Genomic DNA, 14,676 nt, shown 5'->3' with positions numbered 1-14,676 from the left:
GTCGCCAACGGCCTGCGGCCGCTCGAGAACCCGAAGGTGCGCGCCGGCGTCTGCCTCGATTGCCACTTCGGCAGCTCGCGACAGGGCCAGTTCGTCGATCACCGCATGATGGCCGCCGGCCATCCGCGGGTCGCCTTCGAGCTCGACCTGTTCTCCAGCATCGTCCAGCACTGGGACGTCGACGCCGACTACGTGAAGCGCAAGGGCTACGCGGGCGGCGTGAAGACCTGGGCCGTCGGGCAGGCCATGGCCCTCGACCGCGCGCTGTCGCTGTACGGCGAGGGCGGCAAGCACCAGGGGGCCTTCCCCGAGCTCTACTTCTTCGACTGCCACGCCTGCCACCGCGAGATCTCGGATGATCCGCGCGCCCGGCCGAAGTGGGAGGCCAACCCCGGACGCCCCATCCCGTCCGGCCAGCCGCCGTTCAACGACGAGAACATGATCATGCTGCAGGCCGCGGCGCGGGTGATCGCGCCCGGCCTGGCCCAGCGTCTCGAGGCGGACTCGCGGGCCTTCCACGCGGCGATGGCGCGGGACCGCGGCGAGTCGCTTCGCGCCGCCGCCCGGCTGGCCGCCACGTCCCGCTCGCTCGCCGACACGTTCGCGGCCCGGAGCTTCTCGCGCGCCGAGACGCTGGCGATCCTCGATGCGGTTCTGACGGGCGAGATCGCGCGCCGCTACACCGACTACACGGGTAGCGCGCAGGCCGTCATGGCGGCCGATACGCTCCTCAACGCTCTGGTGGCGGCCGGCCAGGCCGATCGCGGGGCCGTGGCGCGCGTCCGTCCGCTGCTCGACCGGGCCTACGCCCAGGTCCGGGATCCGAACAGCTACCGCCCGGAGGCCTTCCGCGCCTCCCTGGCTCAGGTCGCCCAGGCGGCGAGGTCGCTCAGATGAGATCAGTTCTGCGCTCGGCCGTGTGTGTGGCCGCTTTGGCGCTCGCGGCCTGCGGCGGCGGAGGCGGCGGAGGGGGCGGAACCGCGCCTGCGCCGCAGCCGCCGCCTCCTGCGCCCGGTCCGACCGCGGCGGGGGTCTACACCCTGCCGGCCCCGGTCGCCCTCACGAGCGCGGAAGTCCAGCAGATCATCGCCCAGGCCGTGGCCGAGGCCCGCGCCCGCAACCTGCCGTCCGTGATCGCGGTGACGGACCGCGTGGGCAATGTGCTGGCCGTCTACTCGATGGCCGGCGCGCGCGCGACCACGCGGCTTCGGGACGGCCCCTCCGGCACGAACCTCGACGCGCAGGGCGTCGTCGTTCCGGCCGCGGCGGCGGCCATCGCCAAGGCGATCACAGGCGCTTACCTTTCGTCGTCGGGCGGCAACGCCTTCTCGACCCGCACCGCCAGCCAGATCGTGCAGGAGCACTTCCCGCCGGCGCCCTCGGCCGTGGGGCTGGAGAGCGGGCCGCTGTTCGGGGTGCAGTTCTCCTCGCTTCCCTGCTCGGACGTCGTGAACCGCGGGGCGACGCTGGGCATCGGACCGCGCCGCTCGCCGCTGGGGCTGTCGGCCGATCCCGGCGGGTTCCCGATCTACAAGAACGGAACGCTCGTGGGCGGCGTCGGGGTCGTCGGCGACGGCGACTACGGCTTCGACCGCAACATCCTAGACGTCGACGCGGACGACGAGGAGAACATCGCCTACGCCGCCACCGTGGGCTTCGACGCGCCGGTCGACCAGCGGGCGGACCGGATCACCGTCGACGGCACGGCGCTCCGCTATTCCGACGCCTCGACGGGCACGCTCCGGACGACGCCGTCCAGCGCGCCGGCCTTCTCGACGCTGGGCGCGGCGGGCAGCTTCACGGCGGTCACCGGGTACTATGCCGGCGGCGCCGCTCTCGCCGGCCAGGCCTATGGCTCCGAGGCCTCGGGCCTCCGCCTGGCCACCTCGGCCGAGTTCTCGATCGCGGGCGCGATGGTGCTGAGCGACGGGACCGGATCGAACCGCTTCCCCATCCGCGGCGGCACCGACGCGGCCGACGGCCTGACGCCGCTCTCGGCGGCGGAATCGCGCGCCTTGCTCGAAGAGGCCTTCACGATCATGAGCCGGGCGCGGGGGCAGATCCGCCGTCCGCTCGACAGCCGCGCCGAGGTCACGATCACCCTGGTCGACAGCCGCGGCCAGATCCTGGGCATCGTGCGTTCGCCGGACGCGCCCGTGTTCGGCATCGACGTCTCGGCCCAGAAGGCGCGTTCGACCAACCTGTTCTCGGGAACGTTCGCCGCCAGCACGCTCTCGGCCGACCCGAGCGCCGACGTGCGCAGCTTCGTGCAGCGCACGCGCGACTTCTTCGGCAACGCCAACGCCCTCACGGGCCAGAACGCCATCACGCCGCGGGCCATCGGCAACCTGCATCGGCCCTACTTCCCGGACGGCGAAGTTGGCCGCCCGCCCGGTCCGCTGTCGCGGCCGATCAGCCAGTGGAGCCCGCTCTCCACCGGGCTGCAGTCGGCCCTCATCATCGGCAACATCGGCCAGCACCTGGGCTTCGTGCTGGGCGCCAACGCCGACACGCCGGCGCGCTGCACATCGCTGCCCGAGGTGGCGCCGGGCCAGAACCGCCTGCAGAACGGCCTGCAGATCTTCCCGGGCGGCGTGCCGATCTACCGGGGGAACCGTCTCGTCGGCGCCATCGGCGTGTCGGGCGACGGCATCGATCAGGACGACATGATCGCCTTCCTGGGCACGCACAACGGCGGACTGAAGGTCGGCGGCAGCGTCGGTAACGCTCCGGTAGCGATTCGCTCCGACACCCTGTTCGTGGGTCCAACGAATACGCGCCTGCGCTACGTGGGCTGTCCGTTCGCGCCGTTCCTCGACACGAACGATCAGAACGCGTGCCAAGGGAAATAAGGCATGCGACGCGCTCAGCTTCTCGCCTTTGTCGCCTTCGCCGCCCTCGCGGGGCAGGCTGAGGCTGCGGCGAAGGCCGGGGCCGAGGCGAACGGCGGCCTCAGCATCGATGACATCCTGCAGCGGACCTGCGGCCCGGGGCCGACGGCCTTCCGCAGCATCGACGACCTTCTCGCGGACGCCGGGGTGGCCGGCGGCGCCGTCTCGGCCGTCGCGCTCGCGAGCAACGCCGCCGCGCAGGAGCACAGTTCGCCGCCGCCTCCGGCCGCGGCCGAACTCGAGACCACGGCTCCGGCCGACTCCCTGCCGCCCCCGGCGGACGCGGCCCCGCTCGAGGGACGACGCCGGCCTGGCAGGGTCGAGGAGTATCCGGAAGAGATCCAGCAGACCAACCCCGGCGCGGTCCGTGCGCCCCCGCCGGAGGCGTTCCCGAAGGACGAGTTTCCGATACCGGACCGCTGGCGCCTGGCCGGCGCGCTGGGCGTCACCAAGCCGCGGTGGTGGGATCCCTACAACCAGAACTTCTGGAAGGGCGATATCCCGATCGCGGGCACCGAGAACCTGTTCCTGGCGCTGACGGCGATTTCGGACACCGTCGTCGAGCCGCGCAGCTTCCCGATCCCGGTGTCGGTGCAGACGACCTCCCGGGCGGGCAGCCTCGACATCTTCGGGCGCAACACCTCGCTGGTGCTGGCCCAGACCTTCATCGTCGCGGGCTCGATCATCAAGGGCTCCACGGCCTACATGCCGCCGGAGTACGAGGTGCGCGTCGCCCTGGCGTTCCAGGACAACTACGTCGACGTGCCCGAGAAGCGGGTCCTTTACGTCGAGCCCAGCCGCAAGACGCACCGGAACGACGCGTTCATCGGCGTGCAGGAGCTGTTCGTCGACTACCACCTGCGCAACGTCGGCGCGCGCTACGACTTCGACTCGGTGCGCGTGGGGATCCAGCCGTTCTCCAGCGACTTCCGGGGCTTCCTCTTCCAGGACAACCAGCTCGGGGTGCGCTTCTTCGGCAACCGCGACAACAACCGCATCCAGTACAACCTGGGCGCCTTCTGGCGCGTCGAGAAGGACACGAACTCCGGCCTCAACGACCTGACCCAGCGCCTGCGCGACGACTGGGTGTTCGTGGCGAACGTCTATCGTCAGGACCTGCCCGTGCCCGGCCTGACCTCGCAGCTGACCGTGGTCCACAACCGCAACCGCGAAGGCGACGAGATCTACGTCGACAAGAACGGGTTCCCGCAGCGCCCGGCGCTCCTGGGCACCCTCCGGGGCCGGGACTACGACGTGACCTACCTGGGCTACAACGCCGACGGGCACTGGGGCCGCTACAACATCACGGCGTCGGCCTACTACGCGTTCGGCGAGGACCGGCGGTCGATCTTCACCGACCGCCAGGCCAAGATCCGCGCCTTCTTCCTGGCGGCCGAGCCGTCGATCGACTTCAACTGGATCCGGGTGCGCGGCTCGTTCCTCTACGCCTCGGGCGACAAGAACCCGTACGACAACACCGAGCGCGGCTTCGACTCCATCTTCGAGAACCCGCAGTTCGCCGGGTCCGACACCAGCTACTGGATCCGCCAGACGATCCCCTTCGCGGGCGGCGGCCGCGTCATCGGCGTCAATGCCCGCAACGGCGTCCTGAACAGCCTGCGCGCCTCCAAGGAGGAAGGGCAGTCGAACTTCAACAATCCGGGCACGACCCTGTTCGGCGGCGGCGCCGACTTCGACGTGACCCCCGAGCTGCGGCTCTCGGCCAACGTGAACCACATCGGGTTCGTCAACACGACGATCGTCCAGAACCTGCGCCAGGAAGGCTCGATCCCCAAGTCGCTGGGCTGGGACGCTTCGCTGTCGGCGATCTGGCGCCCGCACATGACGCAGAACATCGTCTTCCGGGCGTCGGGGGCGGTGTTCGACGCCGGCAAGGGCTTCAAGGACCTGTTCAGCAACGCCGGCCGGGACGACCAGTACTACTCCATCCTGCTCAACGCGATTCTCACCTTCTAGGGTCAAGATGCTGAAATCCGGGAAAAAATGGCTGAGGCTGGGAGCGCTGATCGCGCTGACCGTGGTCGCGCCCCTTTCCCTGAAGGCGGCCGAAGGCGAGAAGCCCGTGAAGCGCAGCTACGTCATGGCGCCGGCGGCCAAGCTGGGCATGACCGACGCGGAGGCCGATGCGGCGTCGAAGGGCTGCGTCTCGTGCCACACCGACTCCGACGCCAAGACCATGCACGTGAGCCAGGCGGTGAAGCTGGGCTGCACCTCGTGCCACGGCGGGGACGCGACCGCCATCGCGCCGGCCGGCCTCGCCAAGACGTCGCCCGAGTACGCGCGGATCCGCGACAAGGGCCACGTGCTGCCGAAGTACCCCAAGACCTGGCACTACCCGAGCTCGGCGAACCCCAAGGCCAGCTACACGCTGCTGAACAAGGAATCGCCCGAGTTCGTCCGCTTCGTGAACCCGTCGGACTACCGCGTCGCGCGGCTCGCCTGCGGCGCCTGCCACATGGAGATCATCGAGCGGGCCGAGCGGTCGCTGATGTCGACCGGCGCCATGCTCTGGGGCGGCGGCTCGTACAACAACGGGATCCTGCCCTTCAAGAACTACGTCCTGGGCGAGGCCTACACCACGCATGGCGAGCCGGCGCGGCTGGTGTCGCCGGGCAACCCGCCCGGGAAGGTCACGCCCGAGCAGGCCAAACGCGGCGCGCTGCCCACCCTCTACCCGCTGCCCACGTGGCACGTGGTGCCCCCCGGCGACATCTTCCGGGTGTTCGAGCGCGGCGGCCGCAACATCAACACCCAGTTCGCCGAAGTGGGCCTGCCCAACGCGAACGGCGCGTTGCAGCGCCTCGAGGAACCCGGCCGGCCCGACCTGAAGCAGTCGAACCGCGGTCCCGGCACCGGCCTGCGCGTGGCGATCCCGGTGCTGAACATCCACAAGACCCGCCTGAACGACCCCTTCATGTGGTTCATGGGCACCAACGACCAGCCGGGCGACTACCGCACGTCCGGATGCGGCGGCTGCCACGTGGTCTACGCCAACAACCGCCAGCCCCACGCCAGCCTGACCTGGGCGCCCTACGGCCGCGACGGCCAGTCGGCGCAGGTCGATCCCACGATCAGCAAGGAAGAGTCCGGGCACCCGATCAAGCACGCGTTCACGCGCGCCATTCCGACGGCCCAGTGCATGAACTGCCACATGCACCAGCCGAACATGTTCGTGAACACCTACCTCGGCTACACGATGTGGGACTACGAGTCCGACGCGCCGTTCATGTGGCCCGAGCGCCAGAAGTATCCGACGGCCGAGGAGATCCGGAAGGTCCTGGACCGCAACCCGGAAGGCGCCGCGCCGCGCGGCAAGTGGGCCGACCTGGACTTCCTGCGCAACGTCTTCGACTTGAACGCCAAGCTGAAGGACACCCAGTTCGCGGACTACCACGGCCACGGCTGGAACTTCCGCGCCATCTTCAAGCGCGACCGTGAGGGCAACCTCCTCGACGCCGAGGGCAAGATCGTCTCGAACGACGATCCCGAGAAGTTCGTGCGCAAGGACGCGCCCAAGTTCACGCCCGCCGGCCAGAACAGCCCCGGCAAGGCGGTCCACATGATGGACATCCACGCCGAGAAGGGCATGCAGTGCGCCGACTGCCACTTCGCCCAGGACAGCCACGGCTCGGGCCTGATCTATGGCGAAGTCGCCAACGCCGTCGAAATCCGCTGCAAGGACTGCCACGGCACGGCCGACGCGTACCCGACCCTGAGGACCTCCGGCCCCGCGGCCGACGAGAAGGGCAACGACCTGTCCCTGCTGCGCAACCCCGACGGTCAGCGCCGGTTCGAGTGGGTCGAGCAGGATGGCCGCCGCGTGCTCGTCCAGCGCTCGCTCCTCGACCCCAAGCTGGAGTGGCGGGTGAAGCTGGTGAAGGACAGCGTCAGCCGCGGCAACCCGGACTTCAACGCGAAGGCCGCCCGCGCCAAGCTGATGGGCAAGATCAGCCAGAACGGCCGTCCGTTCACATGGGGTCCCGGCGTGGCCGCCGGCGAGCGCGCGCACAAGGACGAGGAGATGGAGTGCTTCGCCTGCCACACGGCGTGGACCACGGCGTGCGCGGGCTGCCACCTGCCCATCGAGGCCAACTGGGAGGCCAAGGTCCACAAGTACGAGGGCGAAACCACCCGGAACTATGCGACCTACAATCCGCAGGTGGCGCGCGACGAGATGTACCAGCTCGGCAAGCACATGACGACGAAGGGCGCGACCATCGCCCCGGTGCGCTCGTCGTCGGCGCTGGTGCTGTCCTCCACCAACGTGAACCGTGAACGCATCTACGTGCAGCAGCCGCCGATCGCGGCCTCGGGCTTCTCCAGCCAGGCGTTCGCGCCGCACTTCCCGCACACGGTGCGCACGACCGAGACCAAGACCTGCACGGACTGCCACGTCTCGGCGGCGAACGACAACAACGCCATCATGGCCCAACTGCTCCTGCTCGGGACCAACTACGTGAACTTCGTGGGCCAGAACGCCTGGGTCGGGCTGGACGGGGGGATCGAGGCGGTCCGGGTCAGCGAGTGGAGCGAACCGCAGGCGGTCTTCGGCTCGTACCTGCACCGATACGCCTATCCCGACTTCTATAAGGACCACGTCGAAGGCCACGGCCGCGAGATCAAGACCCGGGTGCGCGGGGCTCCGTTCGCCAAGGGCCTGAAGGGCGGCGAAGAGGACGGCGCGGAGTGGATCCGCAACATCGTCCACAAGTCGGAAGGCCCCGCCCGCTGCCTGCAGATGCGCGGCGAGTACATGTTCGTCGCCGAAGGGAAGGGCGGCTTCCGCGTCTATGACATCGCGAGCGTGGCCAACAAGAGCGTCTCGCAGCCGGTCATCACCGCGCCGTTCTCGTCCGTGGGCCACGACACGCGCGTGGACTCCGCGAACGCCACCTGCATGGCGCTGCCGACCAACCAGAACATCGCGCCGCTTCGCAACGAGGCGATGCAGAAGATGATGGTGCCGAACCCGTTCACGGGCGGCCAGTCGAGCCTGCTCGAGGTGAACCAGGAGCAGAAGTTCCATCCGATCTACTCGTACGCCGTCATCACCGACGCCGAGGAAGGTCTGATCCTGGTGAACGTGAACACGCTGGCCGACGGCGATCCGCGGAACAACAAGCTGAAGCGGGCCGCGACCTGGAACGGCGGCGGCGTCCTGCGCGGCGCGCGCCACATCACCCTGGGCGGGCACTACGCCTACATCGCCGCCGACGCGGGCCTGGTCGTGGTCGATCTGGATGACCCGCTCAAGCCGCGGCACGTCACGACGGTCGCCCTGCCGGACGTGCGGGCCTCGGCCCTGCAGTTCCGCTACCTCTGGGTCACGACCCAGCGGGGCCTGGAAGTGCTCGACGTGACCAAGCTGGACCAGCCGAAGCTTGTCGAAGGCGCGACGGTTCCGATCGCCGACGCTCGCCGCGTCTACATCGCGCGCACCTACGCCTACGTGGCGGCCAAGCGCGAGGGCCTCGTCATCGTCGACGTGACCCGGCCGGAGCGACCGCGCGTCTACCAGAAGTTCGACGCGGGCGGACAGCTCAACGACGCCGAGGACGTGATCGTCGCCTCCACCAACGCGTCGGCCTTCGCCTACGTCGCCGACGGCCGCAACGGCCTGAAGGTGCTGCAGATCACCAGCCCCTCCAGCCAGCCCAACTTCTACGGCTTCTCGCCGGCGCCGAAGCCCGAGCTCATCGCCTGGGCGAAGACGCCGATGCCGGCGCTGGCGCTGTCCAAGGGCCTGGACCGGGATCGCGGCGTGGACGAGACCGGCTACCAGATGGCCATCTTCGGCCGCCTGGGCTCCCGGCCGTTCACGCGGCCCGAGATGGAGCGCTTCTTCACCGACCGTTGGGGCCGGCCGTACCGCGTCACCGACGAGGCGGACATGAGCGCCTGGCTGGGCGTTCCGGTCAGCGAGGCTGCCGCCGGGCGCTAGGCGCGTTCCGCCGAGGATAGGGCGCACCCGGGTCGCGGCGAACCTCCCCGCGGCTCTGCGCCTTCGAGCTTGACAACGGCCGGCGCCGGTTCGCACCCTGGGCTGGGGAAGAGGCGCAGTCGGGAGGCCGCGCGATCATCGACCCTGCGCATGAGACGGCGACGTCGGACGACCACGGCGCGCCTCCGAAGGCGAGCTTCCGCATCAAGCTGTTCTACGGTCTGGGCTCAGCCGCTCCGGGCGCGTTCAATGCGCTCGGCGCCCTGGCGATGTTCTTCTACAACCAGGTGGTCGGGGTCCCCGCCGTGGTGGTGGCGCTGGCCCTGTCGGTCACGGTCTTCTCGGACGCACTGATCGACGTGCTCATCGGCAACGCGTCGGACCAGACGCGCACGCGCTGGGGCCGTCGGCACCCATTCCTCGTCGCGGGACTGTTTCTGATCCCCGTCGCCATCTACTTCCGATGGCATCCGCCGCAGGACTGGGCGGCGGACCAGATGTTCTGGTACGTCCTGGCCACCGGCCTGTTCCTGAACGTGAGCTTCAGCGTCTTCGAGATCGCCAGCAACGCGCTGGGTCCGGAGCTTGCGAAGGCGTATCACGACCGCACCGTGCTGATCAGCTACCGGTGGATGATCGGCGCCGCGACGTCGGGCGTGGCCACGGTCCTGATATACGGCGTCTTCCTGCGTGCGACGCCGGAGTACCCCGTCGGACAGCTGAATCCGGCGGGATACGGGCCGCTGTCCCTGACCATCTCGGCCATCGTCGCGGCTTCCATATTGGCGATGGCCCTGGGCACCCGCCACGCCATCCCACGCCTGTTCCAGCCGCCCAGGATCGCAGATCGGATCAGCCTGCGGGTGCAGGCGGGCAGGGTGATCCGGGCGCTGAGCAACCGGAGCTTCCTCGTCGCCGTCACGGCCGGCGTCTTCGCGGGCATAACGCTGGGCATGGAGAGCGGGCTGAGGCTCTACTTCTACACCTTCCTTTGGGGGCTGAAGTCAGGCGACATTCTCGTGCTGTCCCTGCTCGCTATCCCGCCGCCGATCGTGGCGGCTCTGTTCGCCCCGCGCATGGCCGAGCGGTTCGGCAAGAAGCGGGCGTGCATGACCCTGTTCTTTCTGGGGGTCGGCTTCATGCATGCGCCTATGATCGGCAAGCTCCTGGGCCTTCTGACGCTCGAGGCGTCGCCCCAGCTCCTGATGCTGCTGGGCGCCTTCGCTTTCGCGGCCGGGGTCTGCACGATTGGCGGCTTCATCATCGTGTCCTCGATGGTGGCCGACATCGTCGAGGACGTGCAGGCCGCCACCGGCGACCGCGCCGAGGGCCTGCTGATGACGGCGGACAGCTTGCCCCAGCGCATCGTCAACTCCCTGGCCGTAGCGATACCAGGCTTGCTGCTGGCCTGGGCCGGGTTCCCGGAGAAGGCGCGGCCAGGCCCCGAAACCCTCGATAGCATGATGCAGGTCGCCTGGGTCTACGTGCCGGTCATGGTCCTGCTGAGCGGCCTCTCCATCGCGACCTGGAGCTTCTATCGCATCGATGAGGCGGCCCATCGGCGCAACCTCCGCGCAACGGCGGGGGGCCGGTCCGCAGGGTAGGGGGCCGCTACGGGCGGGCGATGTCGACGGTGGGCGTGGTGTAGGCCGGGATCGGGACCGGCACGCCCTTCAGGTCGATCTCGCCCACCGCCTCGATCGGCACGTCCCGCTTGGCCAGCTTGAGCGTGTCGCCCGAGAACAGGATGCGCGTGCCGAAGGTCTTGTTCGCGGCCTCCAGGCGGGCCGCGATCACCACCACTTCGCCGTAGGCGGTGTAGTTGAACCGGCGTTCTCCGCCGAAGTTGCCCACCAGGCCGATGCCCGACGAGAGGCCCATGCGCGTGTAGCCGAACTTGATCCCTCGGGCGATCATCCGCTCGCGGATCTCCAGGGCGTAGACGTCGATCTCGCGGCAGCAGGCGATGGCGCGGTCGGCGTGGTCCTCGTAGGGCACGGGCGCGCCGAAGATCGCGATGATGCCGTCGCCGGTCATCTTGTCGATCATGGCCTCGTGCTTCCACAGGATGTCGATGACGCCGTCGAAGTACTCGTTGATCACCCCTTCGAAGGTTTCGAGCGGCAGGCTCGCCACGAGGTTCGAGAAGTTCTCCAGATCCGAGATCATCACGGTGATCTCGCGCTCTTCGGCGCCGATCTTGACCTGCTCCTGCCCGCCCACCATCCGGTCGATCACCTGCGGCGCGAGATAGCGCTCCAGCGTCGAGGAATAGAACGCCCGTTGGTTCTGCAACTCGGCCGCCGACAGCCGGGACAGAAGGAAGAAGCCGAAGGCGAAGGCCCAGGCCGGCGCCACCATGGGCACCATCACGGCCGTGTACTTGTAGAGCAGGACCGCGCCCGCGGCGCCGATCCCGATCCCGAGGAACACGATGCCGACCGAGACCCACCAGCTCTGGGTCGAGCGGCCGATGAACGATCCGAAGAGGGCCGAGAACAGGACGATGGCCGTGGTCCAGAGGGGTCCCGAGCGCTTCACCTGGTCGCCGGCCATCATCTGCGAAAGCGCGTGGACATGGACCTCGACGCCGGGCGTGCCGCGATAGTGCCCCTCCAGGAACCGCAGCGGGGTCGTGTGCATGTCCTCGACAGGCGTGTCGGCGTCCGCCGTGGCGGCCCGCGTCGTGCGTCCGATGAAGACGATCTTGTCCTTCAGCTGGTTGGCCGGGATGAACTCGACCAGCGCCGCCGAGAAGGAGGGCGCGATGGCGCCGGCGTTCTCGGCCTCCACCGTGGGATCCGGCGCGCGGTAGCGGATGTCGAAGGGCCCGGCCGGCGGCTTCAGCCCCACGGCGGCGATCCCCACCTCGGTGGCCAGGGCGGGCATCTTCCCGGGCCTGGGGTCGTAGCGACGCACCACGCCGTCATAGTCGGTGAGGATCAGCGCCTTGGCGTCCGAGTACCGGATCTTGGGGCTCACCTTGAAGTCGACGCCCGGGGTCATTGCCGGGTCCACCACCGCCACGATGGGGGCCTTCACGCCCGCGATGCGCTGGCTGAAGGCTTCGAACTCCTCGTCGGACGACCAGGTGTCGAGCAGGTAGTCGAGGCCGATGGCCTTCACGCCCTTGGCGTCGAGCGCCACCAGCACGTCGGCCAGCCACGCCTTGTTGATCGGCGCGAGGCACCGGCACTCGGACGAATCGCGCATCGCGTTGAGGGCGAGATCGTCCACCTTGACGATGGCGAAGGCCCCGGGCTGCGCGGGGGGAACCCCCAGGGCGAGCCGGAAGTCGTAGGTCAGGTTCTCCACGAAGCGCACGGGCGTGGTGACGTTCATGGCGAGCGCCAGGCTGGCGGCCACGACCGTCACGCCGGCAAGCACCAGGGCGTCGGCCAGGCCTTTCCCGCCGCTGGCCCTCAGTCGATCCCGTAGCGCGAGCAGGCTGCCCAGGACGCCGCTGCGCTTGACCCCGCTCGGCATGGATCAGGCGAGCTTCCTGAAGGGGAAGTTGTAGGTGACCGCTGGCGTGTAGTCGCCCGCGAGGCAGCAGTGCGTCGTGAGCGCTCCCTCGTGCGCCATCAGCAGGGCGAAGCCCGGAGGCTCTTCAACCAGGATCTCGCGTCCGTCCGGCACGTGCATGTCGACCTCGGTGAGGTCGAGGGTGAGCTGGATGGAGGTCGCGGGCGCGGACGCCACCATGTGGCCCGCGAAGATGCCGGTGAAGGCGCGGTGGATGTGCCCGCACATCATGACCTGCACCTGGTCGCGCCCTTTCAGCACCTCGGCGAGGCGCAGGATCCAGGGCGAGCGGGGGTCCGGATCCATCCAGCGGATGCCGGAGGGGATCGGCGGGTGGTGCAGGATGATGGCCGTGGGCTGGTCGGGCGCCGCATCCAGCGTACGCGCCAGCCAGGCGCAGCGGGCCTCGTCGTATTCGCCGTGGTTGGGCCCCTCGAGGGTGTCGCAGACCACCATGCGGAAAGGGCCGAAGTCGACGACGTACTGGACGAAGCCGTCCTCGTCCGTCTGCGCGCCCGGGCCGGAGAAGACCTGCAGGAAGGCCTCACGCCCGTCGTGGTTGCCCAGGGCGTAGTAGACCGGGATCTCGCTCTCATCCATGAGCCGCTTCAGCTCGAAGTACTCCTCGAGCTCGCCGCGATCGACCAGGTCGCCGCTGGCGATGATCGCCACCGGCCTTGGGCGCAAGGCGTGAATCGTCTTCATCACCTGGCGCAGGCGATCCTCGTTCCGCTTCTGGTTAAGCGGATCCTTCTCTGTGGTGACATGCAGATCCGTGATCTGCGCTATCGTCAACACAAGCCGCCTCCCCAAAGCAGCGCGCACTGTCCCGGAATCAATTACGCACGCTCAGCGCCGACGGATGACCAGATTCCGAATTTCGGTCATATCCTCCATCGCGAAACGAACACCTTCGCGACCCAGCCCAGAATCCTTCACGCCACCATAGGGCATGTTGTCGACGCGGTAGCTCGGCACGTCGCCGATCACGACTCCCCCGACGTCCAGATGATCCCACGCCTCGAGCATCTTGTAGAGGTCGCGCGTGAAGACGCCTGTCTGCAGGCCGAACTTGGAGTCGTTGACCTCCGCGAGCGCCCCGCCGAAGTCGGTGAACTTCGAGAGGATCGCCACGGGTCCGAAGGCCTCCTCGGCATAGAGCGCCGCCTTGCGGCCGACACCCTCCAGCAGGGTGGCCTCGAGCATCGCGCCCTCGCGCTTGCCGCCGCAGAGCAGCGTCGCGCCGTCGGCCACCGCCGCCTGGATCCAGCTGTCGAGCCGCTGGGCTTCCTTCACGTCGATCATGGGCCCGACGAAGGTGGCCTCCTCGCGCGGATCGCCGGCGATGAGCGTCTTCGCCTTCGCGACGAGGCGGTCCTTGAGCGTGTCGTAGATGTCCGCGTGGACGATGATCCGCTGCACGCCGATGCAGCTCTGCCCCGACTGGTAGAAGGCGCCGAAGATGATCCGCTCGACGGCGTCGTCCAGGTCGGTGTCGGCGTCGACGATGACCGCGGCGTTGCCGCCCAACTCCAGCACCACCTTCTTCTTGCCGGCCTTGGCCTTGAGATCCCAGCCGACTCCGGGGGATCCGGTGAAGGACAGGAGTTTCAGCCGCTCGTCGGTGGTGAACAGGTCCGCGCCGTCCCGCTGCGCCGGCAGGATCGAGAAGGCGCCCTTCGGCAGGTTTGTCTCGGCCAGGATCTCGCCGATGATGATGGCGCCCAGCGGCGTGCGCGAGGCGGGCTTCATCACGAACGGGCAGCCGACCGCTAGAGCCGGAGCGATCTTGTGGGCCGCCAGGTTCAGCGGGAAGTTGAAGGGGCTGATGAACGAGCAGGGGCCGATCGGCACCCGCTTCCACATGCCCTGGTAGCCCTTGGCGCGCGGGCTGATGTCCAGCGGCTGGACCTCGCCCGTCATCCGCACGCTCTCTTCGGCGGCGATACGGAACGTGTCGATCAGGCGGGTCACCTCGCCGCGGGCGTCGCGGATCGGCTTGCCGGCCTCGATGCACAGGGCGAACGCCAGCTCCTCGAACCGCTCCTGGAAGCGATTGACGCAGTGCTGCAGCACGGCCTGGCGCTCATAGGCCGGCATGCGGGCCATCGGCTCGGCGGCTTCCACCGTCGCGGCGATGCCCGCGTCGATGATCTGCGCGTTGGCCAAGGCCACGCGTGTCGCCACCTTGCCGGTGTACTTGTCCGTCACCTCCAGATCGAGGTTTGGCGTCTGGGCCTCGTTGGCGAGGTACAGCGGGTACGATTCCCGAAGCGCGGTCATGGTCGGTGTCCTGGC

At 68.9% G+C, this 14,676-nt stretch carries 8 protein-coding genes; 5 read left to right on the top strand and 3 right to left on the bottom strand.

Translation table 11 applies throughout. The features are described from left to right. From JNK30_RS20265 to JNK30_RS20245, 5 genes are all read left to right on the top strand, one after another. Nucleotides 1–897, top strand: an 897-nt coding sequence (locus JNK30_RS20265) for a hypothetical protein (RefSeq protein ID WP_293485115.1), incomplete at its 5' end; no start/stop codon positions are given. After that, entirely contained in the window at nt 894–2,852 is a 1,959-nt protein-coding gene (locus tag JNK30_RS20260) for a heme-binding protein (RefSeq protein ID WP_293485113.1), read from the top strand. The genes JNK30_RS20265 and JNK30_RS20260, both read left to right, overlap by 4 nt. A gap of 3 nt (nt 2,853–2,855) precedes the next feature. After that, nucleotides 2,856–4,868, top strand: a complete 2,013-nt coding sequence (locus JNK30_RS20255) for a hypothetical protein (RefSeq protein ID WP_293485111.1) — start codon at nt 2,856–2,858, stop codon at nt 4,866–4,868. Between the two features lie 7 nt (nt 4,869–4,875). After that, nucleotides 4,876–8,853 carry a hypothetical protein gene (locus JNK30_RS20250; protein ID WP_293485109.1) on the top strand — a complete coding sequence of 1,326 codons (3,978 nt, stop codon included), beginning with the start codon at nt 4,876–4,878 and terminating at the stop codon, nt 8,851–8,853. A gap of 134 nt (nt 8,854–8,987) precedes the next feature. Further along, nucleotides 8,988–10,457: an MFS transporter gene (locus JNK30_RS20245; RefSeq protein ID WP_367118767.1), complete on the top strand. Its 1,470-nt coding sequence runs from the start codon at nt 8,988–8,990 to the stop codon at nt 10,455–10,457. 7 nt (nt 10,458–10,464) lie between these two features. Here JNK30_RS20245 and JNK30_RS20240 read toward each other — a convergent pair whose 3' ends face one another. Genes JNK30_RS20240 through JNK30_RS20230 form a run of 3 tightly spaced genes read right to left on the bottom strand, consistent with a single transcriptional unit; the run spans nt 10,465 to nt 14,661 of the window. Next, entirely contained in the window at nt 10,465–12,339 is a 1,875-nt protein-coding gene (locus JNK30_RS20240; protein WP_293485107.1) for an adenylate/guanylate cyclase domain-containing protein, read from the bottom strand. A 3-nt stretch (nt 12,340–12,342) separates the two neighbouring features. Next, entirely contained in the window at nt 12,343–13,176 is an 834-nt protein-coding gene (locus JNK30_RS20235) for a phosphodiesterase (protein ID WP_293485105.1), read from the bottom strand. 51 nt (nt 13,177–13,227) lie between these two features. Beyond that, nucleotides 13,228–14,661: an aldehyde dehydrogenase family protein gene (locus tag JNK30_RS20230; RefSeq protein WP_293485103.1), complete on the bottom strand. Its 1,434-nt coding sequence runs from the start codon at nt 14,659–14,661 to the stop codon at nt 13,228–13,230. Nucleotides 14,662–14,676: the final 15 nt, after the last annotated feature.

It is taken from the genome of Phenylobacterium sp. (assembly GCF_016793225.1).
Classification (GTDB): domain Bacteria; phylum Pseudomonadota; class Alphaproteobacteria; order Caulobacterales; family Caulobacteraceae; genus Phenylobacterium.
The sequence above is the reverse complement of the archived record's forward strand: the minus strand, read 5'-3'. Positions and strand labels throughout refer to the sequence as shown.

Coding starts and splice junctions, on each gene's coding strand:
- JNK30_RS20255 (WP_293485111.1), top strand. CDS start 2,856: ATGCGACGCGCTCAGCTTCTCGCCTTTGTCGCCTTCGCCGCCCTCGCG.
- JNK30_RS20260 (WP_293485113.1), top strand. CDS start 894: ATGAGATCAGTTCTGCGCTCGGCCGTGTGTGTGGCCGCTTTGGCGCTC.
- JNK30_RS20240 (WP_293485107.1), bottom strand. CDS start 12,339: ATGCCGAGCGGGGTCAAGCGCAGCGGCGTCCTGGGCAGCCTGCTCGCG.
- JNK30_RS20230 (WP_293485103.1), bottom strand. CDS start 14,661: ATGACCGCGCTTCGGGAATCGTACCCGCTGTACCTCGCCAACGAGGCC.
- JNK30_RS20250 (WP_293485109.1), top strand. CDS start 4,876: ATGCTGAAATCCGGGAAAAAATGGCTGAGGCTGGGAGCGCTGATCGCG.